Genomic DNA, 22,633 nt, shown 5'->3' on the forward strand with positions numbered 1-22,633 from the left:
TCACCGCTGTCGACCGATGCAATCTTGAAGCGACCGAACGCGCGAGCTTTAGCGTGGTCTGGAGATCCGAAGCTGCGTTGGTCAACGCCTAGCGATAGCGTCTAACTGCAAGTCAAAAGACCAGTTGGTCGAGTGCGCGGTGCCCTCACCGCTTGCGGGACACGCCGTGAATCCGTCCATGGAGGCTCCTCGGCGGCATCCATGCCGCCGAGGGTCCCGCAACCGGCAAGGACACCGCACCAGAGAGTTGGTCGGCTGCTTTCTCGAAGGCATGTCGCTCGGCGTGCGTTAGGCGGATGAGAAGTTTGTAGGTTATGTATTGAAAGCCTGTCTACTGCTCTGCTGGCGATGGGAAAATAGTGAGACGCTGGTCGAACCCACAGCGATCCGCCCAGCGCACCTCATACTCTGCTTGCAACCACGCACACCGACCATCCCGCCTGGTCCTTGTCCGCCCACCGTCGCGGGACCTTGAGCGGCATGGATGCCGCGCCAGAGCCTACACGGACGTACTTGCGGCGTGTCCCGCGATGGTGGGCGGGCAAGGGCCCTGCAGAAAACTCGCAGCGTCGAGTGCGCGGTGCCCTTGCCAAGCGGCCGTCAAGAGATTGCGCGCTGCTGTTGATCGACAAGATTCGCAGCGCAAAAAAACAGGCCGCTTGCGCGGCCCGTCTTGTTTACTCATCGCGGCTCGTCAATCGACTCGTCACGATTCAGTGCGGCACACTCAACGCATGCCGGTGTTGTTCCCCGCACCCTCCGAGCGCAGCGGAATCAGGCGGATTTCGACGCGGCGGTTCTGCGCGCGGCCGGCATCGGTGCTGTTGTCGGCAATCGGGTAGCGCTTGCCGGCACCCATGGTTTCCATCCGCTCGCGCTGCACGCCCTGTGCGGTCAGGTACTGCGCGACCGCGCCGGCGCGTTCTTCGGACAGACGCTGATTGACCGCGTCGCTGCCCACGCTGTCGGTATGACCGACCACTTCCACCATGGTCTGGTTGTATTCGCGCAGCGTGGAGGCCACGCCATTGAGCGCGCTGTAGAACTGCGGCTTCAACGCAGACTTGCCGAAGTCGAAGGTGATGCCGTCGGGCAGGTTCAGGGTGATGTTGTCGCCCTGGCGCTGCACTTCGATACCGGTGTTGGCGGTGCGCTCACGCAGCGCGCGCTCCTGGCGATCCTGGTACTGGCCAACCGCCGCGCCGCTGAGCGCGCCGATGCCGGCACCCACCATCGCATGCTGACGACGCTCGGTGGCGCTGTCGCCGGTCAGCAGACCAGCGGCTACACCGATCGCAGTACCGATCAGCGCGTTGCGGCCGGTGCGATTCTGCTGTTGCGTCTGCTCGCCGTACTGGTCGCGCTGCACATACGAGCCGCCGGTGGCGCAGGCGGACAACGCGATGGCGCTGGCCAGGGCAACGGCAAGGCTCTTGGTGGCTGCTGGGGACATGGTGTTCTCCTGTGGCCGGACCATCCGGCACTCAATCGTGTCGGCGAGGATAAACAGGCCAACGCGACTGGCGCATGATGAAACCGACCGCCGGCTGCATCTGGCTAGTGCTGCATTCAGGAAAACGTTTTCCGTTCGAACTGCGCCTTACATATCTGCATCGTCTTCGTGCGCGTGCCACGCAACCGACGCAGCGCAAGCATGCGACGGTTCAGCCCTGCAAAAGAAAACGCGCGAAACTTCGGTCTGAGGTGAGTACGCAGCACCGTTGGCCTTCGCGCTGGCGCGCGTGCTTATCCGCGCGTTTTCGCATAGGCCGCCAACGCCGCGTCGCGGCCCTCGGCCAGGCCGATGACCGGCGTACGCGGGTACTCCGGTGCCAGACGCGCCAAGGACAACGGATGCAGCCACGGCGCGAAGCGTTCCTTCATCGCAAGCTTGCCGAGTTCCGGTAGCCAACGCGTGATGTAGGCCGCCTGCGGATCGAACTTCTCCGCCTGCGTGACCGGGTTGAACACCCGGAAATACGGCGCTGCATCGGCGCCGGTACCGGCGACCCATTGCCAACCCATCGTGTTGTTGGCCAGGTCCGCATCCACCAAGGTGTCCCAGAACCAGCGTGCGCCCTCGATCCAATGCACGCGCAGATGCTTGCACAACAGGCTCGCCACGATCATGCGCACGCGGTTGTGCATCCAGCCGGTGTGCCAGAGCTGGCGCATGCCGGCATCGACGATCGGAATCCCGGTGCGGCCGCGCTGCCAGGCCTGCAACGCGACCGGGTCCACCTGTGCCCAGTCGAAGCCTTCGAAGCGCGGGTTGAGATTCTGGTTGGTGGTATCGGGAAAATGGTGCAGCAGGTGATACGCAAAATCGCGCCAGCCCAATTGGCGGATATAGCCGTCGATCTCCGCCGCGTTGCGTGCGTTGCGATTGGCTTCCAGCGTGCTGGCGATCCGCCACGGCGCGATCTCGCCGAAGTGCAGATGCGGCGACAGCTGCGAGGTGCCAACCCGATCGGGCCGGTCGCGGTTTTCGCGGTAGCCGGACAGCGCACCGTCGATGAAGATCTCCAGCATCTCGTGCGCGCCGGCCTCGCCGGGCTGCCAGTGGTCCCAGAAGCCCCGGTCCCAGTCCAGCGTCGGCAGCAACCCGAGCGTCTCCACCGCCACAGTCTTCAATTGCGCCGGCAACGGCGGCAGGCTGCGCGGTGCCGGCGCGGCAGCAGGCAATTGCAGCTGCGTGAGTGCGTTGCGCCAGAACGGGGTGAACACCTTGTACGGGCCGCCCTGCTGCGTCGCCAACTGCCAGGGTTCGAACAGCAGTGCGGAGTTGCAGCTGTGCACCTCGATCCCGCGCTCACGCAAGCTGCGCTTGATCTGCGCATCGCGCGGCTGTGTGGCCGGCTCGTACTTGCGGTTCCAGTACACCGCCACCGCCTTGGTCTGCGCGATCACCTCATCCAGTACCTGCGCGCTGTTGCCGGCGCGAATGACCAAGCCGCTGCCCAGCGCGCGCAAGGCCGCATCCAGTGCCGCAAGCGAGCGATGCCGCCAGCTCCGCGAGGCCGCGCCCGGTGTCCACTCGCCTTCTTCGTGCGGCGCATCGATATACAGCGGAATCGGCTGGTGCCCCGCATCCAGCGCAGCCTGCAAGGCCGGGTTGTCTTCCAGGCGCAGATCGCGACGGAACCAGACGATGGCGTATGACATACAAGCTCGGCAGCGACGATGAGGCGCGCAGGATAAGCCAGCCGCTGCAACGATGGCGCGATGCCGCAGCGACGGATTGCCGCCCGGCACCACGCGGGACGCTTACTCGAAACTGCCTACCGAGTCGTGGGCCAGATTGTCGAAACGGGTGTATTCGCCGAAGAACTTGAGCTTGCACGAACCGGTCGGTCCGCCGCGGTGCTTGCCGATGATGATCTCGGCCAGGCCCTTGTCCGGCGAATTTTCCTTGTTGTAATAGTCGTCGCGGTAGATGAACACGATCATGTCCGCGTCCTGCTCGATCGCGCCGGATTCGCGCAAGTCGGCCATCACCGGGCGCTTGTCGGTACGTGTTTCCAGCGAGCGGTTGAGCTGCGACAATGCGATCACCGGCACGTTGAGTTCCTTGGCCAGGCCCTTGAGCGAACGCGAGATTTCCGAGATCTCGGTCGCACGGTTTTCGCTGTTGCCCGGCACCGACATCAACTGCAGGTAGTCGATGACGATCAGCCCAAGGTCGTGCTCGCGCTTGAGTCGGCGGCACTTGGAACGCAGCACTTCCGGCGACACGCCCGGCGTGTCGTCGATGAAGATCTTGGTTTCCTTCAGCATCTTGATCGCGCCGGTCACACGTGCCCAGTCCTCGTCTTCCAGCGCACCGGTACGCAGCCGCTGCGCATTGATGCGGCCATTGGACGAGATCAGGCGCATGGCCAGCTGCGATGCCGACATTTCCATCGAGAACACCGCCACGCCCTTCTTGGATTTGATCGCGGCGTATTCGGCGATATTCAGCGCAAAGGTGGTCTTGCCCATCGCCGGACGCGCGGCCAGGATGATCAGGTCGGTCGGCTGCAGGCCGGAGGTCATCGCGTCGAAATCGTTGTAGCCGGTCGGCAGGCCGGTGATGTTGCCGCCGTTTTCGAAACGGCTGCGCAATTCTTCGAAGGCGTCCTTCAATGCGCCCGGCATCGCCACGAAGTCGGTGCGCCCACGCGCGCCGGCCTCGGCGATCTTGAACACCGCCTTTTCCGCCGACGACAGCAACTCCACGCTTTCGCGGCCCTCGGGCTGAAAGCCGTCGTTGACGATGGTGGTGCCGACTTCGATCAGCTGCCGCAGCACCGCCTTGTCGCGCACGATCTCCGCGTAGGCGGCGATATTGGCCGCCGAGGGCGTGGTGCTGGCCAGCTCGATCAGGTACGCGCCATCGCCCACCTGTTCCAGCTTGCCCTGCGATTCGAACCACTCGCCCAGGGTCACCGCATCGAAGGGGCGGTCCTTTTCGTTCAGTTCGCGAATCGCGCGGTAGATCAGGCGATGATCGCGGCGGTAGAAATCGTTGTCGGTCAGCTGGTCGTTGACCCGGTCGAACGCCTCCGGCGCCAGCATCAGCCCACCGAGCACGGCCTGCTCGGCCTCGACCGAATGCGGCGGCACCCGCAACTGGTCAAGTCGCGGCTCGGGACGATCGTAATCGTCATCGCGATCGCGATTGCGCTTGGAACGGAAACCAGGACGAGCAGACATGGACAAACAGACCTGACACGAGGGAGACGGGGGCAGGAAGCATAGTCATCGGCGGCGCCGACGACCATGCACAACTCTGTGGATAACTGGTGGACAGCCGGTGCATCACCGTTCTACGCGGCAGCTGTCGCAACCGCCGAGACGCTTGCGGTGCCTGGGTTTGCGCCGCACCACCGGCCGCCATTGGCGGCCGCCTCCAGGCGCACCACCGCTGTGGTCAACTCAGCGCTTGAACTGTTCGGTCAGGCCCAGGAAGGCGTCGACAAAGCCCTGCAGGAACTTGCGGCTGTCGGCGTTGGCAATCTGGTTGTCGGCCCCGAACAGCCCGTCCTTGTACTGCAGGAAGACTTCCGGCTGGCCGAGCACATGCATGTCCAGATACGACAACACATTGCGCAGATGCTGCTGCGCGGTGGCGGTGCCGATCGCCCCGACCGAGATGCCGACCACGGCGGCCGGCTTGCCCGCAAAGGCGCTGTCGCCGTAGGGACGCGAGCCGGTATCGAGGGCGTTCTTGAGTACGCCGGGAATCGAGCGGTTGTATTCGGGGGTCACGAACAGCACCGCGTCCGCCGCCCGGATCTGCTGCTTCAGCCGCGTGCCTTCAGCAGGAAAGTCGCCGTCGCGGTCCTGGTTGTACAGCGGGATGTCGCCAATCTCCAGGTACTCGAACACCGCCTTGTCGCCGGCCAGATGCTCCAGCGCATGCGCCAGCTGGCGGTTGTAGGACGCTGCACGCAGGCTGCCGACCAGCACGGCGATGGTGATCTTGCTCATGGGAACGCTCCATTGGGGAATCAGCGCCCGACTCTAGTCAGCCTGGCGCTCATACCCGGTGAAGCGCGGCCGCCTCAGCGGCCGATTGCGGCGCGTTGCGTGCGCCAGTGCGCCTGCCAGGCCTGGAACATCAGCACCGTCCACAGATGGGTATGCCATTTGCGCTCGCCGCCATTGAAGTCGCGCCATAGCCCGGCCACGGTGTCGGCGGCGAACACGCCGTCGCGCTCCAGCATGGCGTGCGCCAGCAGATCGTCGGCCCAGCCATGCAGATCCCCGCGCAGCCAGGCGCTCACCGGCGCGCCGAAGCCACGCTTGCCGCGGTAGACCATCGGCTCGGGCAGATAGCGGCACAGCACGCGCTTGAGCAGGTACTTGCTGACTCCGTCACGGTACTTCAGCGACAGCGGCAGCGACCAGGCGAACTCGGCCACGCGCCAGTCCAGCAACGGCGCGCGCGCTTCCAGCCCCACCGCCATGGTGGTGCGGTCCACCTTGCACAGCAGGTCGTCAGGCAGATAGGCGGCAAAGTCGGCCAGCATCATCGCGTCGGCCGGGGTGCCGGAGCCGTGCAGCGGATCGGCCAGGCTGTAGAAACTGTCGGGCTCGGTCGCGCCCAGCACCACCGCGGCCGGATCGCGCCAGCGCGAAATGCGATTGCGGTAGATGTCGCCGATGCCGCGTGCGCCGGCCTCGGCCACCAGCGCGGCCAGGCCGCCGGTGCGCGAGGACTCGCCGTTGCGGCGTGCCGCCAGCGCCATCAGCCGCCGCAGCGGCCCCGGCACCAGCCCATGCATGCGCCAGTTGCGCAGCGCACGCTGGTACCGGCCGTAGCCGAAGAACAACTCGTCGCCACCATCGCCGGACAGCGCCACCGTCACCCCGCCACGCGCCAGCCGTGCGACCAGCGCGGTCGGCACCTGCGAGGCATCGGCGAAGGGCTCGTCGAACATGTCCGGCAGGGTCGGCACCACCGCCAGCGCGTCGGCGCCGCTGACATACAGCTCGGTGTGGTCGGTGTGCAGATGCGTGGCCACTTCGCGCGCCAGCGGCGCCTCGTCGTGATGCGAGCCTTCGAAGCCGATGCTGAAAGTGTGCACCGGCTGGGTGCTTTGCGCCTGCATCATCGCGGTGACGATCGACGAATCGGTACCGCCGGACAGGAACACACCCACCGGCACGTCGGCCACCATGCGCAGCGCCACCGCATCGCGCAGCACCGCATCGAGCTGTTCCTCGGCCTGCACGTCGCTGCCGGTGAACGGCGCCGCCAGTGCGCGCTGCATCGCCTCGCGCGCGTTCCAGAACGGCTGCTGCGCCTGGTCCGGCCGATGCGCCGCCGCGCCGGCCGCCACCATTTGCGCATCCAGCCGCAGCACGCGCCCGGGCATCAACTTGAAGGTCCGCTCGTGGATGCAGGCCGGCGCCGGGATGTAGCCCAGCCGCAGCAGCAGGGTCAGCGCATTGCGATCGACGCCGTTATCGAAATCCGGGTGCTGCCACAGCGCCTTGAGTTCGGAACCGAACACCAGCGTGTCGCCGGCCCAGCCGTAGTACAGCGGCTTCTTGCCGACGCGGTCGCGGGCCAGAGACAGGCAGTTGTCGCGCTCGTCCCACAGCGCCAGCGCGAACATGCCGTTGCAGCGGGTCAGGGTGTCGTCCAGCCCCCACTCCGCCACCGCCGCCAACAGCACTTCGGTATCGGAATGACCACGGAAGCGGTGCCCGAGCGCGGACAGGGCCGCGCGCAACTGCGCGAAGTTGTAGATCTCGCCGTTGTAGGCCAGCACATAACGGCCATCGGCCGAGCGCATCGGCTGATGGCCGAGCGGCGACAGATCCAGGATGCTCAGGCGTTGATGGGCCAGCGCCACGCCGGCCTGCGCATCGCACCAGGTGCCGGCATCGTCGGGGCCGCGATGACGCAAGGCGGCCCCCATCGGCCGCACCAGGGCATCGAGTTGTTCGCCATGCATGCGTGGCGAGGCCAGCAGCAGTCCAGCCAATCCACACATCGTCAGTGCTCCTGCCGGCAGCGCATGCGGCTCATGCCGTCACCGCATTGGGTGCCGGTGCCGGCATTGCGATGAAACCGGGTACTGCCTGCACGCGCTGCAGCCAGGCACCGATCGCCGGCCAGCGCTCCAGATCGAAGCCGCCGTCCTCGGCGCAATGGGTGTAGGCAAACAGCGCGATGTCGGCGATGCCGTAGTCGCTGCCGGTGAACCAGCGGTGCTGCTGCAGATGCTGTTCCATCACCGCCAACGCCTGCTCGCCGCGTGCGCGCAGCTGCGGCAATTCGGCGCGGCGCGCGGCATCGCGCGGCGTCCACAGGCTGATGAAACGCGCCACCGCCACATACGGCTCATGGCTGTACTGCTCGAAGAACATCCAGCTCAGGGCCTGCGCACGCTGCCACGCGTCGGTGGGCAGATACGGGGTGCCTTCGGCCAGCCAGAACAGGATTGCGTTGGATTCGACCAGCACGCGGCCGTCGTCGCGCTCCACCATCGGTACCTTGCCATTGGGATTGATGGCCAGATACGCGGGCGTGCGGGTTTCGCCGGCGACGCTGTCGACCTCGACCCAGTGATAGCGGCTGCCCAGTTGCTCCAGCAGCAGGCGCACCTTGTAGCAGTTGCCGGAACTGGACATGCCATGGACGGTCAACGGGGGACGCACGCTCGACATCAGGCTGGCTCCGCGGCAGCAACGAGGGGCTGGCAGTGTCACAGCCCCGGGAGTCTTTGCAAAGCCCTGCGCCGATTCTGCCGCAAGGCGTGGCCGCGGCTGCGTGCGCTGCGGGCGGCGCGCCTCAGCGCATCGCCACCAGCGCCACCGGCACCCCCAGCACGGCAATCAGCATGCCCAGCACCGACAACGTCAATGCCAGCGCACCAAAGGCACGCGCCCGTGTACCGCCGGTCGCACCGGCGACCGCCTGGACCGCCGCGATCGACCACCACAGCCCGCCCAGCAGCATCAGCAGCACCGCCATGGCCAGCTGCGCCAGCCTGGCTGGATCATGCACGCCGGTGCCGAACAGGACGCTATCGCCGCCGAGCGCAGCCAGCGCCGCCAGCAGGCAGACCAGCCATGGCAACGCGCTGCCCAGCAGCGCCGGCAGCAACGCACCGACGTGTGCGACGCCGCCCATCCAGCGCAATATCCGCTGCAGCAGCACGCAGCCCACCAGCGCGATGGCCAGCATGATCACCACGGCGATGGCGTGCACCCACAGCGGCCGCGGAGACACCCACATCCAGCTCGAGAGCACGACGACCAGGCCGAATACACACCACGCGCTCCAGCGCGCACCGGGCTGCGCGTGCAAGCGCTGCGCAACGGTGTGCGGATCGAACAGCATCCCGCCCAGGCCACCGCCGCGCCACCAGGCCAGGCATGCCAGCACCAACACGACCAGCGCCAGCAGCCCGGCCAGCGGATAGACGAAGACGTGCATCTCCAGCGGCTGTCTGCGCGGATGCGGCTTGAGATCGTGATTGAAGTACAGCAGGTCGCGGGCACGCTCCATGTCGGCGGCCGCACGCTTCACGCCGCTGGCGGGAATGCGGTCGGACAGGCGCTGCCACTCGCCGACGATGACGATGCGTCCCTGGTGCATGGAGACCGTGCGCGAGAAGCGGAACCAGGGGTTGGCGACCACCTGCGTATCGGCCTCCACCTGCACCGCCGGATCGACCCGCACCCGCACGGTCTGCCGCGCCAGCCGCGGGCCGTCCAGTGCCAGCGGGCTCTTGCGCGCCGCGGCGGGCAAGGCGTCCATCCATTCGCCGAGCTGGAACAGCGGGAAGCCGACTTCGTCGCCCTCGTCGGCCGGCCACTCCAGGCGATAGGTCTCGTGCGTGCGTACGTTCAGTCGATCGGTCGCGTCGATGGTCGGCACGCCGACCTGGGCCAGCGCGGTGTAGTACTGCTGCATGAATTCCAGATAGTGTTCGCCGACCGCCTGCGCGCCGTTGTCGTCGAAACTGGTCGCCACACGTTCGCCGCGCCCCTGCCGGTACGTCGTGTCCACGCTGAAGGTCGCCACGCGCTGCGGCTTGCGCAGCGACACCGCGATCTCCTCGTCCACCTCGATCAGCGGCAGCGTCGGCATCGGCGATGGCACCGCCACCAGGTCGCGCTGGCCGGCCATCACCGGCAGGCCACGCACGAACGGCAACGGCAGCCGTTGCGCAAGCGGGCCCTCTTCGCGATCGCGCGTGGCATCCACCCATACCTCGCCCTGCGGCAGATGCGCGCGTACCACCACATGATCGAAGGCATACGGACTGGGCAAGCGCAGATCCAGTCCATGGCCCTTGTCGCTGCTGACCAGCACCGGCTCGGCGCGGACGCCGGCCAGCTGCAGCAGCGCAATCAGCAGCGTGGCCTTGTCCTTGCAGTCGCCATAGCGGTTGCGCAGCGTCACCTCCGGCGTATGCGGCGCGTGCGAGTTCTCGCCCATGTCCAGGCCAACGTAGCGGATTTCGCCCTGCACGAAGGCCACTGCACGCAGCAGTGCGCCCTGCGGGTCGTCGCTGCGCAGCTGCAGGCTCTGCACCATGCCCTCGGCGGCGCGTGCGTCCTTGAACGCGCGCGGATACAGCTGCGCTGCCCACACCGCCACCGTTTCCCAGTTGCCGGCCGTGGACACTTCGATCAGGCCATACGGATCGACATCCTCCGGGGCGTCTTTTTCCTCCTGCACCGCGGGCAGGTCGTGCGCTGCAATGTCCAGCGTCGCCACGTCGCCGGCGCGGCTGACGTTGCGACTGAAGCCTGGCGCGCTCACCCGCCACTGCAATCCCATCCCGGCGGGATACCGCACGCGCACCCGGCGCTCGCCCAGCGATACGCCGTAGCGCGCATCGAACACGTCGTAATAACCCTTGCCGAACACCGGATTGCTGCCAGTGATGGTCACCCCATAGTCGACCCGGTCGCCCACGCGCAGGTCCGGCAAGGTGATCGACAGCGTCAGCGCGCCATCGATCAGGCCCTCTTCCAGTCCGCTTTCGCGGCGCAACCGGGCGTAGTGCGCCTGTGTGCGCATGTCGATGCGCCTGCCGTCGCGCCAGACCTCCAGGCTGTTGAGCGCCAGCTGCTGGTATTGCGGCTGGTAATCGATGGAGATCTGCCCGGCTTCGTCCAGGCTCTTCGCACGCTGCACGGTGTAACTGAGGCGGCGATACGCCTGCGGCGCGGCGCCGGTCAGGTCGACCTGATCGGAGACCAGCGCATAGCGCAACCCGCTGGCACCGGGCACCTTGTCGGGCACCGCATCGGCGATGACCCAGGCCGGTGGTGGCGCCATGCGCGGCGCCTCGCTGGCCTGTGCCGGTGCGATCGCGCTCGCAACCACCGCCAGCACGCAGAGCATCCAGGACACGCCACGCAGGCGTCGCCTTCCATCCTTGTCGATCAACACCCACTCCTCGTCAAAACGCATTGAGTCCCGTCAACGCACGCCCGACCACCAACTGATGCACGGTCTCGGTGCCCTCGTAGGTGATCACCGATTCCAGGTTCAGCGCATGCCGGATCGCCACATGCTCGGTGGTGATGCCGGCCGCGCCGAGCAGATCGCGGCACTCGCGCGCCACATCCAGGGCCATGCGGCAATTATTCCATTTTGCCAGCGAGATCTGTTCGGGCCGCAGCTGGCCGGCCTGCTTCAGCCGCCCGAGCTGCAGCGCCAGCAGCTGCGCAGTGGAAATCCGCCGGGCCATGTCGGCCAGCTTGATCTGCGCGCTCTGCGTGGCCGCCAGCGGCCGGCCGAACAGGATGCGCTGCCCGCTGTAGGCCAGCGCCTCGCGCAGACAGGCCACCGCCGCACCGATCGCACCCCAGGCAATGCCATAGCGCGCCTGATTGAGGCAATTCAACGGCGCCTTCAGACCGGCCGCGTTCGGCAACCGCATCTGCTCGGGCACATAGACATCGTCCAGGAACAGGCCCGAGGTCACCGACGCGCGCAGGCTCATCTTGTGCCCGATGTCCTGCGCACGGAAGCCGGCGCTGCCGGTCTCCACCAGAAAGCCGCACACCCCGTCATCGGTATGCGCCCAGATGATCGCAATGCCGGCGATGCTGCCGTTGGTGATCCACATCTTGGACCCGTTCAAGCGCCAGCCATCGCCCTGCCGTACCGCGCGCGTGGTCATCGCGGCCGGGTCCGAGCCACCCTGGGCTTCGCTCAACCCGAAACAGCCGATCAGACGCCCCGCTGCCATCTCGGGTAACCAGCGCTGGCGCTGTTCGTCGCTGCCGTAGGCATGGATCGGGTACATGCACAGCGAGGACTGCACGCTGACGAAGCTGCGCAGGCCGCTGTCGCCGCGCTCCAGTTCCTGGCAGATCAATCCGTACGCCACCGCGCCCAGGCCCGCGCCTGCATCGCGTACCGGCAGGCTGGCGCCCAGCAGGCCGAGCTCCGCCAGTTCCGGCACCCATTCGCGCGGGAAGCGCCCTGCATCGAAGGCGTCGCCGATCGCCGGCAGCACCCGCGTGTCGGTGAAGCGCGCCACCGCATCCTGCACTGCCCGCTCTTCATCGGTCAGCAGCGCGCGTACATCGAACAGATCATCGGGACGTACCGGCATGTCGGATTCCACTGCAGGAGAAGCAACGATTATCAGCCAGTTGCCGGCCGGACATGGCGGCGCCCGTGCAGCGCACGGGATGCACCGCTGGCGCCTGGAAACGAAAAGAGCCGGCAATGCCGGCTCCTTTCTTGTTACTGCAGCGCGATCCCGGGTGGGTGGCTGCCAGCGATTTACTGGCGCGTGCTGCCCGCATCCACACGGACGCCGCGGTCACCGGCCGTCGAGGCGGTCTGGGTCACCAGCTGACCGTCGACCACCGGCAGGCGGTCGCTGGCCGGCTTGTCGTTCATGCGTACGGTCTTTTCAAAACCGTCGTAACGGTAGGTCACGTCGTAGGCCACCACGTTGTCGGCATCGCCCAACGAGATGCGCTCGCCCGGCTTGCTGTCCATGCGCATGGTGCCGGTGGTGCCGTCGGCATTGCGGTAGGTCACGTCGTAGCCCACCACGCGCGAGGACTGCGAATTGGCGTTTTCGGTATGGCACTGGCGCTCGGTGCGGTCCACCACGCGGCCACCGACATGGTTGCGGTCCACGCGATTACCGACCATGCCGCCACCGACCGCACCGGCCACCGTGGCCAGCTTGCGGCCGTTGCCGCCGCCGACCTGGTTGCCGAGCAGGCCGCCGATCACCGCACCGGCGACGGTGCCGCCGACATTGCCATCGCGCTCGGGCAGACGTTCCTGCACCACCACGTCGCGGCAGACTTCACGCGGCGAGGAGCTGGTGGTGGTTTCGCGGATGGCCGCACTGTTGACGACCTGTGCGTACTGCGGCTCGCGCTCGGTGATCGGTGCCACCTTGACCACGTCGGCGTATTCCAGACCACGCGGTGCCGGCTCGCCGTTGGCGACGAAATCGCCGGATGACGGGCGATTGTTCATAAAGGCAGCAGTGGCCACGCCTCCGACCAGCAACGCACCAGCAGCGACCAGTATAGTTGTCGTATTGCTCTTCATGATCCAGCTCCGTGCGGACACGCCGCGTTGTTGACGGCGTGATTCCAGCACGTGAACCCTGAACAAAAACGCCCTCGCTCATGAACGCCGCAGTTAAGTTCAGCTAGCGGTTACTTCATGCGCTTCTAACAGCCGGAGCATTCGCATGCGCAACCCCATCACCTCGCGCGCCCTGGACTGGGCCAGCAAGCTGCGCTACCCCACCTTGTTCAAGCTGGCTGCGGCGCTGTTTCTGGTCGACCTGGTGCTCCCGGACCCGATCCCGTTCCTGGACGAGCTGCTGTTCGGCCTGACCACGCTGCTGCTGGCCAACTGGAAGACGTGTAAGGCGCCGCTGCCCGCGCCGGTGCGCCGCGATTGATGCAGCTGGTCGATAGCCATTGCCACCTGGATGCCGGCGAGTTCGAGCACGACCGCGCCGCGGTGATCGCGCGCGCGCTGGCGGCCGGTGTCGTGCAGCAGGTGATCCCGGCGGTCACCGCCGCCAGCTGGCCGCAGCTGCGCAGCGTCTGCACCCAGGCCACCGGGTTGCACCCGGCCTACGGGCTGCACCCGATCTTTCTCGATCAGCACCACCCCGACCATCTGGAACTGCTGGCCGAATGGATCGAGCGAGAGCGCCCGTGCGCCATCGGCGAGTGCGGGCTGGATTTCTATCTGGACGGGCTGGACGCGCAGGCGCAGCGCGCTTATTTCGACGGACAACTGCAGCTGGCCAGGCGCTTCGAGCTGCCGCTGATCGTGCATGCGCGGCGCGCCACCGAAGAGGTCATCGCCCGCATCAAGGCCGTGGGCGGCCTGCGCGGGGTGGTCCACAGCTTCGCCGGCAGCCCCGAACAGGCACGGCAATTGTGGAAGCTGGACTTCCTGATCGGCCTGGGCGGCCCGGTGACCTACCCGCGCGCCAACCGCCTGCGCGGCCTGGCCGCGACGATGCCGCTGGAGTGGCTGCTGCTGGAAACCGATGCCCCGGATCAGCCCGACGCCAGCATCCGCGGACAACGCAACGAGCCGGCCTACCTGCGCACGGTACTGGACTGCATCGCGCAGCTACGCGACGAGCCGGCCGAGCGCATCGCCGCGCAGACCACCACCAACGCGCGGCGGTTGTTCGGGTTGCCGGGCTGATACCGGTGCGCGCTGCAGGCGAGGTGACGCAGCGCGGGTGACGCCATCAGCTTGCAGCGGCCTCGGCCGCCGGCGACGCGGTGGTGGCCCGCTTCGGCTTGAGCAACATCTCCAGGGCCTTGCCCACCGCGACAAACGCAAAGGTGCCGGTGATATGCGTGGCCGCGCCCAGCCCGGCGCCGCAATCCAGCTTGAGCGTGGCGTCGGCATCCAGCTGCGGGCGGATGCCGCAGACGCTGCCATCGGCCTGCGGATATTTGACGTTTTCCAGCGAGTACACCGCCGGCACGCCGAAATAGCGCTGCGGATTCTTGGGGAAGTTGAACTCGCTGCGCAGCTTCTTGCGGATCAGCGCCAGCATCGCGTCGTGCTCGGTGCGCGAGACATCGCGTACACGCACCAGGGTGGGATCGGTGCGCCCGCCAGCGGCGCCCACCGTCAGCAAGGGCAACTTGCGTCGGCGGCACCAGGCGATGGTTTCCACCTTCACCCGGAAGCTGTCGCAGGCATCGATCACCAGATCGAAGTCATCGCCGAGCAGCTGTTCGATATTGCCGGCGGTGAGAAACGCCTCCACCGCATCGGCCTGGATCTCCGGATTGATCGCCAGGCAGCGCTCGGCCATCGCGCGCGCCTTGTTGCGTCCGTACTGCCCCGCCAACGCCGGCAGTTGCCGGTTGGTGTTGGACACGCACAGGTCGTCGGCATCGATCAGGCGGATATGCCCGACGCCGGTGCGCGCCAGCGCCTCGACCACCCACGAGCCCACGCCCCCCATCCCGACCACCGCCACGCGGCAGGCGGCCAGGCGCTCCACCGTGCCGACTCCGTACAGCCGGTCGATACCGGCAAAGCGTTCACGCCATTGTGCTTTCATCGGCCTATTTTACGCGCGCCGCTCAGCGCGCGCCCATCGACATACTGATGTCCGCGTCCACCGGAGTTCCGTCCATGCCCGCCCCACCCACCGAACAATCGCGCGCCTCCCGCTATGCGTTCCTGCTGGTGCTGGGCATCCTGATCGGGCTGGTCGCCACGGTGATGGTGGCGCGCGTGCTGCAGGCCACACGCAATCCGGTGCCGGACAGCCTGATGCAGGTGATGGCTTACCAGCTGCGCGCCTTGCAATCCGACGCCAATGCCAGCTGCGATGCCACACGCCAGCGAGCGCGGCTGCAATCGCTGCGTCTGCTTGCCGACGAACTGGAACCGGCGTTTCCGGACATCGGCGAAGACCGGCGCTTCGGAGCGCATGCCGGCGCCCTGCGCACCGTCCTGGACCAGGCACGGCGCACGCCCCCAGCCGATTGCGCCGCGCTTGCCGCAGTCAGGACACAGATCAATGACGCCTGCGAGGCTTGTCATCGCGACTTCCGCTGACCGCCAGCGTGCGCCCAGGCGCTACGCATTGCCGCGGTGGTGAACAGGACGCTCGGGTTTCGTTAAGCCTGGAGTGATGTAGTTGGCAGACCGTTCACCCGGACCAACACAGGATGACGTCGCCGCGGCCCTGACCGCTTTTTTCGAATCACCCCGGAGAGACCTCATGAAGACCCGACTGCTCGTCATTGGCCTGGCTGCAACCGCAACGCTGGTTGGCTGCGCCACCTCCCAGCCCCAGTACGGCAGCTACCGCGGCGACCGCGGCTACGACCAGGGCTACTCGCAGCCGCAGGCACGCTGTGTGGATTGCGGCATCGTGACCCGCATCGATGAAGTCGGCCCGACCCGCAGCGCTCCCACCGGCACCGGCGCGGTGCTCGGCGGCATCGTCGGCGCGGTGGCCGGGCGCCAGATCTCCAAGGAGACCGGTGGCAGCAAGGGCAACAAGAACGTCTCGGCCGTGGCCGGTGCCGCCGCCGGCGCGGTGGCGGGCAATGCGATCCAGAACAACGTCACCAGCGAGAGCTTCGATGTGCAGGTGCGCATGGACGATGGCCGCGTCATCGTGGTGAACCAGCGCGATCTGGCCGGCGTGCGCGAAAACGCCTATGTGCGTGTAGTCAACGGCAAGGTCGTGCTGCGCTGATCGACGCACGCAGCCGGAGCGCCAGCACAGTGACGGCGCTCATCGTCAGGTGGGCGCGGTTGGCCGCCGGAACCGGCATGGACCACGCGTGCATTGATTGATCCGCACCTGCCTGACAACTGCTCGCTACATTCGATTCGCCAGCGTCGGCGAGACGACAGAAAGGCCCGGCAACGGGCCTTTCTGCTGTCTGCACGATGGCCTGGCGTGTCGCGCCTCGCTCAGACCACCTGCACCGCGTCGGCCTGCAGGCCCTTCTGTCCCTGCACGACGGTGAAGCTGACCTTCTGGCCTTCCTTGAGGCTTTTGAAGCCCTGGATCTGGATCGCACGGAAATGGACGAAGACGTCCTCGCCGTTTTCGCGACTGATGAAGCCAAAGCCCTTGGCATCGTTGAACCACTTCACTACACCATTCTCGCGTTCGATATTGGACATCTCGACTGACTCCCTACAACACTGTGATGGACTGACGGTGGTGGCTGTGATTGCAAGGAGGAAGCGAGGTACAAGGATGTAGCGGATCGAACGATCTACCGCATCAGGCCACGATTCACGGTGACCGTTGCAAACAGCAGCGCTGGCAACTTAACCCGCACAAAACGAATTTTCAAGCAGGTCTTGCACAATTTTGTCAAGCCTGAAACGGGACATTTTTGAACCTCATGGATACGACCGTCGTCTACTACATTCTGGCTGGCGTGCTGGTACTGATCGGCCTTGCCGGGGTCGTCCTGCCGGCGCTCCCGGGCCTGCCGCTGGTGTTCGCAGGACTGCTGGTGGCCGCCTGGGCCGATGGCTTCGCCCATGTCGGCTGGGTGGCGCTGGTGATCCTGGGCCTGATGACGGCGTTGTCGTTCGCGATCGACTTCCTCGCCACGGTGTACGGCGCCCAGCGGGTGGGTGCCAGCAAGGCGGCATTGTGGGGATCGGTGATCGGCTCGGTCGTCGGCATTTTCTTCATGCCGATCGGCCTGTTCGTCGGCCCGTTCGCCGGCGCGTGGCTCGGCGAATACTGGCGGACCCGCAAGTCCGACCAGGCCACCAAGGTCGGCATCGGCACCTGGCTGGGCATCGTGTTCGGCACCGCGACCAAGCTGGCGCTCGGCCTGTGCATGCTGGGCGTGTTTGCCATTGCCTGGTTCTTCTAGCCGCTCGCGACGGCCCGACCACGACCACTCCTGTTTGCATGCAGGCTCGTCCTGACGAGGACGGCGCAAGCGTTCGTCGGCTGCCGACGCCCTTCAATTGCAGCACCGCCAGGATGTTATGCCACCGTGTACACATCGCGTATGCAGGCGCGACCGTTAAGCTTCGCATCTGACGCGCCTGCCTGGCGCCTTCTTCGGCCAGACTGCCCATGTCCAAGCACCGCACCCGTCCCCTGATGCTGATCGCCCTGGCGGCCGCGCCGCTGGCGCACGCCCAGGAAATCGCCCCCACTCCGGCTTCGCCGCAGGCCTGCACCTCCGTCACCTCGGATGCGGCGCGGCTGGCCTGTTACGACCAGGCGCTGGGCTACACGCCGCAATTGACCGCCGAGGCCGACGCCGCCGCGCAGATCGCCAAGCAGAAGGAGTCCAAGCCGCAGGATGAGCGCGCCATCAGCCGCGTTGGCGATTTCTTCCGCGCCGATGGCCAGGACCAGCCCAAGGCGGAGGCAGTTGCCAATGCCGGCCGCGGCTCGTTGCTGGATCGCCGCTGGGAGCTGGCCAAGGATTCCAAGCTGGGCACCTTCCAGCTGCGCGGTTACAAGCCGGTCTACCTGTTGCCGGCGTTCTGGACCAGCGATTCCAACCGCACCCCGCAGTCGCCGAATCCGGCCAACTCGGTGTCCACCCCGCAGCAACTGGACAGCACCGAACTGAAGTTCCAGCTCAGCTTCAAGACCAAGGTGGTCGAGGATCTGTTCGGCGACAACGGCGACATCTGGATGGGCTACACCCAGAGCTCGCGCTGGCAGGCCTACAACAGCGATGCCTCGCGCCCGTTCCGCGAAACCAATTACGAGCCGGAAGCGATGCTGGTGTTCCGCAACAACTACAGCCTGTTCGGCTGGAAGGGCCGCATGAGCGGCATCAGCATCAACCACATGTCCAATGGCCGCGAAGATCCGCTGTCGCGCTCCTGGAACCGGGTCATCCTCAACATCGGCCTGGATCGCGAGAACTGGGCGCTGACGTTGCGCCCGTGGTTCCGCATCAAGGAAGACCGTGCCGATGACAACAATCCCGATATCGAGGATTACATGGGCCGTGGCGATGCCACACTGGTCTACAACAAGGACGGGCACGAAGTGGCGTTGATCGCGCGGCATTCGCTACGCGGCGGCGACCGCTCGCACGCCTCGGTGCAGCTGGATTACGGCTTCCCGATCACCAACCTGCTGCGCGGTCACGTGCAGGTGTTCGACGGCTACGGCGAAAGCCTGATCGACTACAACCACAAGGCCACCTACATCGGCCTGGGCGTGTCGTTGCTGGAGTGGTTCTAAGCAGGTCGCGTTGCTGCAGTGAGCAACGTCCAGACTCATTGAAAAGCCGGCATGCGCGCATGCCGGCTTTTTACTTATGCGATTGCGGGTAGACAACAGCGCAGCAGACCGTGCTGCGCCGTGTTCATGAAAAACGGCTTTGCTGGATGACGCGGTGTTGGCGGCGATCAGACGTCGAAGAAATCGACCTTGCCATCTTTCAAGGTGTAGTACGCACCGACCACGCGGACATTGCCTGCACGCAGCGGTTCGAGCAGCGCCGGTTCGGACGCGCCCCGCAGGCGGTCCACGGTGCGCTTGACGTTGGCCTTGACCGAGGCCGCCAGCAGGTCGTCGCCGCCCTTGCTCTTGGCGGTCAGCACGGCCGGGACGATGGGCTCGATCATCGCGCCGATCGCACCGGGGAAGAAGGCGTTCTGCTCCACCACCGACACCGCCGCAGCAACCGCGCCACAGCTTTCGTGGCCCATCACCACCACCAGCGGCACGCCGAGCTGGCTGACCGCGTATTCGATCGATCCCAACGCGGTGGTGTCGACGGTATTGCCGGCATTGCGGACGATGAACATCTCGCCCAGGCCACGCCCGAACAGCAACTCCGGCGGTACCCGCGAATCCGAGCACGACACCAGGATCACGAACGGGGTCTGCCCCAGCGCCAGTTCCAGACGGCGCTTGCTGTCGGAAATAACCTTTTTGGGGCGGTTTTCCACGAACGCGGCATTGCCGTCACGCAGGATCTGCAAGGCCTGCTCGGCATTGAGATCGGTCTTCTTCGACGGCGCCGCGCCCGCGGCAAACGGCAATGACGCGGCGGCGGCGGCAATCGGCGCACAACAGGCGCATTGCAGCAGTTTTCGACGGGATGCGGAATGCGACATGGACGAGCCCCTGCTCTCTGGTTGTCTCGCGATCGTACACCGGGCCAGGCGCGGCACCATGGCCCGGCGCGGGCTTATGTCGACACGATTTCGCAACCCGCGCCCCCGGGTTCAGGTCCAGTCCGTCAGGCCCTCGCGGCGATAGGTTTCCTGAAATGCCGGGCGGACTTTCATTCGCTGCGCATGCGCCTGCAGGGCCGGCCAGGTGTCGCTGGGCCGGGGCATGTTGCGCGACCAACGCATCAGCATGGTCAGCATGAAATCGGCCGCGGACAGGGTCTGGCCCAACAGATGCGGACCATCGGCCTGCAGGTGCGCGTCGACCTGGGCCCAGGCCGCTTCGAGCCTGGCGCGTGCCTGGGCCTGCACGGCATCGGCATGCGCGGCGCCGGCCGGCTCGTCCGGATAGAACCAGGCCCGGTAGGCCGGCTGCAAGGTGTTGGCGCAGAAGAACATCCACCGGTAGTACGCCGCCCGTGCCGGCGTCCCCGGCGGCGGTGCCAAGCCAGCCTGCGGATGCAGGTCGGCCAGGTGCAGCACGATGGCCGCCGCCTCGGTCAGCACCTGCCCATCCAGCACCAGCGTCGGCACCACGCCGGCCGGGTTGAGTGCGAGATACGCGGGGGATTTCTGCTCGGCGCGCTCGAAATCCAGCGGATGCAGCACGTGCGGCACATCGAGTTCGATCAGCAGCCAATGCACGACCAGTGCGGCAGTGCTGGGGGCGTGGTACAGCGTCGTGGTCATGCAGACTCCCTCGTAGTTGGTGCAGGACTAGTTGGTACAGGAACGCAAGCAGGCGAGCTTGTGCGGTTCACAGCGATTGACATCGCTCTGCTGGGTGCAATCGAACACCTGGGCCATGCAATTGGCCCGCTGCGCCGGATTCTGGGTGGCGTCGCAGCTCTTTCCGCGTGGTGCCACCGCCATGCGGCAGCTGCTTTCGCTGGGCCGGTCGGCGGCGCACTGCGCGGCGCGGCGGTTGCACTGCGCTATGCAGCGCTCCATCGCCGAGGGGCCGTCGAAGCGCGTTGCGGTGTCGCTGGGCTTGAGCGGCTTTTTCTCGGCAAACGGTACTGGCGCGGCGGGGTGCGGCGCATAGTTGCCGGACGGAAACAGCACGGTGGGCGGGGTCCTTTGTTGCGCTGCCAGCGGCAGGCTGGCGCACACACCAGGACGGCAAGGCAGATGAGACGGAGCATTCCTGTTCTCCTGGGGTGCCGGCATGTAGGCCCCGAGCATAGCCCGTTCCTGCTGGGCCGTCCGCCACCGACGTGAGACACGCATGCAGGCGTTTTTTCCAGGACCCAGGCACCGCGTGCGAACAGCAGGCACGCGCAGCGCCCAAACCGAAAACGGCGACGCAGTGCACGTGCGTCGCCGTTCCAGGTTTACTTACTCCACCACCACCGGAATCTTGCCGATGCGCGATTGCCACTGGCGCGGGCCGGTCTTGTGCACCGACTCGCCGGTGGCATCCACCGCCACCGTCACCGGCATGTCCTTGACCTCGAATTCGTAGATCGCCTCCATGCCCAGATCTTCGAAGGCCAGCACGCGTGCGGCCTTGATCGCCTTGGAGACCAGATAAGCCGAGCCGCCGACCGCCATCAGGTAGACGGCCTTGTTGTCGCGGATCGCATCGATGGCGGCATCGCCGCGCTCGGACTTGCCGACCATGCCCAGCAGGCCGGTCTGCTCGAGCATCTGGCGGGTGAACTTGTCCATGCGCGTGGCGGTGGTCGGGCCGGCCGGGCCGACCACTTCGTCGCGCACCGGATCGACCGGGCCGACGTAGTAGATGAAGCGGTTGGTGAAGTCGACCGGCAAGGTTTCGCCGCGGTTGAGCATGTCGATCATGCGCTTGTGCGCGGCGTCGCGGCCGGTCAGCAGCTTGCCGTTGAGCAGCACCACTTCGCCCGGCTTGAAGCTGGCCACGTCCTCGCGGGTGATGGTGTCCAGGTTGACCCGGCGCGCATTGGTCGGGTTGTAGGTGAGCTTGGGCCAGTCCTCCAGCGACGGCGGATCCAGCATCACCGGGCCGCTGCCGTCCAGGGTGAAGTGCGCATGGCGGGTGGCCGCGCAGTTGGGGATCAACGCCACCGGCAGGTTGGCGGCGTGGGTCGGGTAATCCTTGACCTTGATGTCCAGCACCGTGGTCAGGCCGCCCAGGCCCTGCGCGCCGATGCCGAGCGCGTTGACCTTTTCGTACAGTTCAAGCCGCAGTTCCTCGGCGCGGTTGGAGGCGCCGCGCGCCTGCAGGTCGACGATGTCGATCGGCTCCATCAGCGCTTCCTTGGCCAGCAGCATGGCCTTTTCCGCAGTGCCGCCGATGCCGATGCCGAGCATGCCCGGCGGGCACCAGCCCGCGCCCATGGTCGGCACGGTCTTGAGCACCCAGTCGACGATGGAGTCGGACGGGTTGAGCATGGCGAACTTGCTCTTGGCCTCCGAGCCGCCGCCCTTGGCCGCGACGATCACCTCGACATGGTGGCCGGGCACGATCTTGGTGTTGACCACTGCCGGGGTGTTGTCGCGGGTGTTGGTGCGCTTGCCGGCCGGGTCGGCCAGCACGCTGGCGCGCAGCTTGTTGTCGGGGTGGTTGTAGGCGCGGCGCACGCCTTCGTTGACCATGTCCTCCACGCCCATCGTGGCGTCGTCCCAGCGCACGTTCATGCCGATCTCGAGGAACACGGTGACGATGCCGGTGTCCTGGCAGATCGGGCGGTGGCCTTCGGCGCACATGCGCGAGTTGATCAGGATCTGCGCGATGGCGTCCTTGGCCGCCGGCGACTCTTCGCGCTCGTAGGCAGCGGACAGGTTCCTGATGTAATCGACCGGGTGGTAGTAGCTGATGTACTGCAACGCGTCGGCGACGGACTGGATGAGGTCTTCCTGCTTGATCGAGGTCACGGCTGGCTCTACGGCTGGCGGGGGCAATCCGGCCATTTTAGTCGAAACTTCCGGCGCGTCCGGGCGTTGCGTCAATCGAGGCGATTGATCGGGCCATCGAGCGCGCAGGGTCGGCCCGCGGCACGGGCGCGCCGCCAGACACCG

The 22,633-nt window shown here is 66.4% G+C and carries 21 protein-coding genes; 6 read left to right on the forward strand and 15 right to left on the reverse strand.

From position 1 onward, the window contains the following. Positions 1-727 precede the first annotated feature (727 nt). The 9 genes from EO174_RS06675 to EO174_RS06715 form a co-directional block, all read right to left on the reverse strand. On the reverse strand, positions 728-1,453 hold the full coding sequence (locus EO174_RS06675; protein ID WP_016902719.1) for an OmpA family protein: 726 nt from the start codon (positions 1,451-1,453) through the stop codon (positions 728-730). A 293-nt stretch (positions 1,454-1,746) separates the two neighbouring features. Beyond that, the gene (locus tag EO174_RS06680; RefSeq protein ID WP_126943288.1) at positions 1,747-3,165 is read right to left on the reverse strand and encodes a deoxyribodipyrimidine photo-lyase; all 1,419 of its coding nucleotides are present in this window, start codon (positions 3,163-3,165) and stop codon (positions 1,747-1,749) included. A gap of 102 nt (positions 3,166-3,267) precedes the next feature. Continuing rightward, positions 3,268-4,695, reverse strand: a complete 1,428-nt coding sequence (locus EO174_RS06685; protein WP_104583351.1) for a replicative DNA helicase — start codon at positions 4,693-4,695, stop codon at positions 3,268-3,270. Between the two features lie 222 nt (positions 4,696-4,917). After that, positions 4,918-5,472 (reverse strand): NADPH-dependent FMN reductase, encoded by a 555-nt coding sequence (locus EO174_RS06690; protein WP_104583352.1) that lies wholly within the window; start codon positions 5,470-5,472, stop codon positions 4,918-4,920. A gap of 74 nt (positions 5,473-5,546) precedes the next feature. Next, on the reverse strand, positions 5,547-7,487 hold the full coding sequence (asnB, locus tag EO174_RS06695) for an asparagine synthase (glutamine-hydrolyzing) (RefSeq protein ID WP_126943291.1): 1,941 nt from the start codon (positions 7,485-7,487) through the stop codon (positions 5,547-5,549). Between the two features lie 31 nt (positions 7,488-7,518). Further along, positions 7,519-8,163 carry a glutathione S-transferase family protein gene (locus EO174_RS06700; protein ID WP_164740113.1) on the reverse strand — a complete coding sequence of 215 codons (645 nt, stop codon included), beginning with the start codon at positions 8,161-8,163 and terminating at the stop codon, positions 7,519-7,521. Positions 8,164-8,287: 124 nt separating this feature from the next. Then, positions 8,288-10,858, reverse strand: coding sequence for a DUF3857 domain-containing protein (locus EO174_RS06705; protein ID WP_126943355.1), 2,571 nt, complete (start codon positions 10,856-10,858; stop codon positions 8,288-8,290). 58 nt (positions 10,859-10,916) lie between these two features. Next, positions 10,917-12,092, reverse strand: coding sequence for an acyl-CoA dehydrogenase family protein (locus tag EO174_RS06710; RefSeq protein WP_206514779.1), 1,176 nt, complete (start codon positions 12,090-12,092; stop codon positions 10,917-10,919). 161 nt (positions 12,093-12,253) lie between these two features. Further along, a complete protein-coding gene (locus EO174_RS06715; RefSeq protein WP_006451921.1) occupies positions 12,254-13,045 on the reverse strand; it encodes a glycine zipper 2TM domain-containing protein in 792 nt (263 codons plus the stop codon). Between the two features lie 145 nt (positions 13,046-13,190). Here EO174_RS06715 and EO174_RS06720 point away from each other — a divergent pair, with 145 nt between their 5' ends. After that, a complete protein-coding gene (locus EO174_RS06720) occupies positions 13,191-13,406 on the forward strand; it encodes a DUF6116 family protein (RefSeq protein ID WP_126943297.1) in 216 nt (71 codons plus the stop codon). After that, a complete protein-coding gene (locus EO174_RS06725) occupies positions 13,406-14,173 on the forward strand; it encodes a TatD family hydrolase (RefSeq protein WP_126943300.1) in 768 nt (255 codons plus the stop codon). The genes EO174_RS06720 and EO174_RS06725 overlap by 1 nt, the downstream gene beginning before the upstream one ends. A gap of 46 nt (positions 14,174-14,219) precedes the next feature. Here EO174_RS06725 and EO174_RS06730 read toward each other — a convergent pair whose 3' ends face one another. After that, entirely contained in the window at positions 14,220-15,050 is an 831-nt protein-coding gene (locus EO174_RS06730; protein WP_126943303.1) for a tRNA threonylcarbamoyladenosine dehydratase, read from the reverse strand. A gap of 74 nt (positions 15,051-15,124) precedes the next feature. Between EO174_RS06730 and EO174_RS06735 the strand changes: the two genes are divergently transcribed. Next, positions 15,125-15,553, forward strand: a complete 429-nt coding sequence (locus EO174_RS06735) for a hypothetical protein (RefSeq protein ID WP_126943306.1) — start codon at positions 15,125-15,127, stop codon at positions 15,551-15,553. Between the two features lie 166 nt (positions 15,554-15,719). Further along, positions 15,720-16,202: a glycine zipper 2TM domain-containing protein gene (locus tag EO174_RS06740; protein ID WP_104583358.1), complete on the forward strand. Its 483-nt coding sequence runs from the start codon at positions 15,720-15,722 to the stop codon at positions 16,200-16,202. A gap of 221 nt (positions 16,203-16,423) precedes the next feature. Here the strand turns inward: EO174_RS06740 and EO174_RS06745 are convergent, their stop codons facing one another. Further along, positions 16,424-16,639 carry a cold-shock protein gene (locus tag EO174_RS06745; RefSeq protein ID WP_003483561.1) on the reverse strand — a complete coding sequence of 72 codons (216 nt, stop codon included), beginning with the start codon at positions 16,637-16,639 and terminating at the stop codon, positions 16,424-16,426. 227 nt (positions 16,640-16,866) lie between these two features. Between EO174_RS06745 and EO174_RS06750 the strand changes: the two genes are divergently transcribed. Together EO174_RS06750 and EO174_RS06755 are read left to right on the forward strand one after the other, a co-directional pair. After that, a complete protein-coding gene (locus tag EO174_RS06750; protein ID WP_126943309.1) occupies positions 16,867-17,352 on the forward strand; it encodes a DUF456 domain-containing protein in 486 nt (161 codons plus the stop codon). A gap of 209 nt (positions 17,353-17,561) precedes the next feature. Further along, positions 17,562-18,695, forward strand: a complete 1,134-nt coding sequence (locus EO174_RS06755; RefSeq protein ID WP_126943312.1) for a phospholipase A — start codon at positions 17,562-17,564, stop codon at positions 18,693-18,695. Between the two features lie 167 nt (positions 18,696-18,862). Here the strand turns inward: EO174_RS06755 and EO174_RS06760 are convergent, their stop codons facing one another. The 4 genes from EO174_RS06760 to EO174_RS06775 form a co-directional block, all read right to left on the reverse strand. After that, positions 18,863-19,501, reverse strand: coding sequence for a carbonic anhydrase (locus EO174_RS06760; RefSeq protein ID WP_181116164.1), 639 nt, complete (start codon positions 19,499-19,501; stop codon positions 18,863-18,865). Between the two features lie 186 nt (positions 19,502-19,687). Continuing rightward, entirely contained in the window at positions 19,688-20,323 is a 636-nt protein-coding gene (locus EO174_RS06765) for a glutathione S-transferase family protein (protein WP_126943315.1), read from the reverse strand. Between the two features lie 27 nt (positions 20,324-20,350). Then, the gene (locus EO174_RS06770) at positions 20,351-20,698 is read right to left on the reverse strand and encodes a hypothetical protein (protein WP_104648555.1); all 348 of its coding nucleotides are present in this window, start codon (positions 20,696-20,698) and stop codon (positions 20,351-20,353) included. A 273-nt stretch (positions 20,699-20,971) separates the two neighbouring features. Continuing rightward, entirely contained in the window at positions 20,972-22,489 is a 1,518-nt protein-coding gene (locus EO174_RS06775; RefSeq protein ID WP_164740114.1) for a fumarate hydratase, read from the reverse strand. Between the last annotated feature and the right edge of the window lie 144 nt (positions 22,490-22,633).

Source organism: Xanthomonas sp. BRIP62418 (assembly GCF_003993495.1).
GTDB classification, from domain to species: Bacteria; Pseudomonadota; Gammaproteobacteria; order Xanthomonadales; family Xanthomonadaceae; genus Xanthomonas; species Xanthomonas euroxanthea.

Bases quoted from the DNA above. Each gene is read 5' to 3' on its own strand.
- EO174_RS06675 (WP_016902719.1), bottom strand. From the start codon at position 1,453: ATGTCCCCAGCAGCCACCAAGAGCCTTGCCGTTGCCCTGGCCAGCGCC.
- EO174_RS06680 (WP_126943288.1), bottom strand. From the start codon at position 3,165: ATGTCATACGCCATCGTCTGGTTCCGTCGCGATCTGCGCCTGGAAGAC.
- EO174_RS06685 (WP_104583351.1), bottom strand. From the start codon at position 4,695: ATGTCTGCTCGTCCTGGTTTCCGTTCCAAGCGCAATCGCGATCGCGAT.
- EO174_RS06690 (WP_104583352.1), bottom strand. From the start codon at position 5,472: ATGAGCAAGATCACCATCGCCGTGCTGGTCGGCAGCCTGCGTGCAGCG.
- asnB (WP_126943291.1), bottom strand. From the start codon at position 7,487: ATGTGTGGATTGGCTGGACTGCTGCTGGCCTCGCCACGCATGCATGGC.
- EO174_RS06700 (WP_164740113.1), bottom strand. From the start codon at position 8,163: ATGTCGAGCGTGCGTCCCCCGTTGACCGTCCATGGCATGTCCAGTTCC.
- EO174_RS06705 (WP_126943355.1), bottom strand. From the start codon at position 10,858: ATGCTCTGCGTGCTGGCGGTGGTTGCGAGCGCGATCGCACCGGCACAG.
- EO174_RS06715 (WP_006451921.1), bottom strand. From the start codon at position 13,045: ATGAAGAGCAATACGACAACTATACTGGTCGCTGCTGGTGCGTTGCTG.
- EO174_RS06720 (WP_126943297.1), top strand. From the start codon at position 13,191: ATGCGCAACCCCATCACCTCGCGCGCCCTGGACTGGGCCAGCAAGCTG.
- EO174_RS06725 (WP_126943300.1), top strand. From the start codon at position 13,406: ATGCAGCTGGTCGATAGCCATTGCCACCTGGATGCCGGCGAGTTCGAG.
- EO174_RS06730 (WP_126943303.1), bottom strand. From the start codon at position 15,050: ATGAAAGCACAATGGCGTGAACGCTTTGCCGGTATCGACCGGCTGTAC.
- EO174_RS06735 (WP_126943306.1), top strand. From the start codon at position 15,125: ATGCCCGCCCCACCCACCGAACAATCGCGCGCCTCCCGCTATGCGTTC.
- EO174_RS06740 (WP_104583358.1), top strand. From the start codon at position 15,720: ATGAAGACCCGACTGCTCGTCATTGGCCTGGCTGCAACCGCAACGCTG.
- EO174_RS06745 (WP_003483561.1), bottom strand. From the start codon at position 16,639: ATGTCCAATATCGAACGCGAGAATGGTGTAGTGAAGTGGTTCAACGAT.
- EO174_RS06750 (WP_126943309.1), top strand. From the start codon at position 16,867: ATGGATACGACCGTCGTCTACTACATTCTGGCTGGCGTGCTGGTACTG.
- EO174_RS06755 (WP_126943312.1), top strand. From the start codon at position 17,562: ATGTCCAAGCACCGCACCCGTCCCCTGATGCTGATCGCCCTGGCGGCC.
- EO174_RS06765 (WP_126943315.1), bottom strand. From the start codon at position 20,323: ATGACCACGACGCTGTACCACGCCCCCAGCACTGCCGCACTGGTCGTG.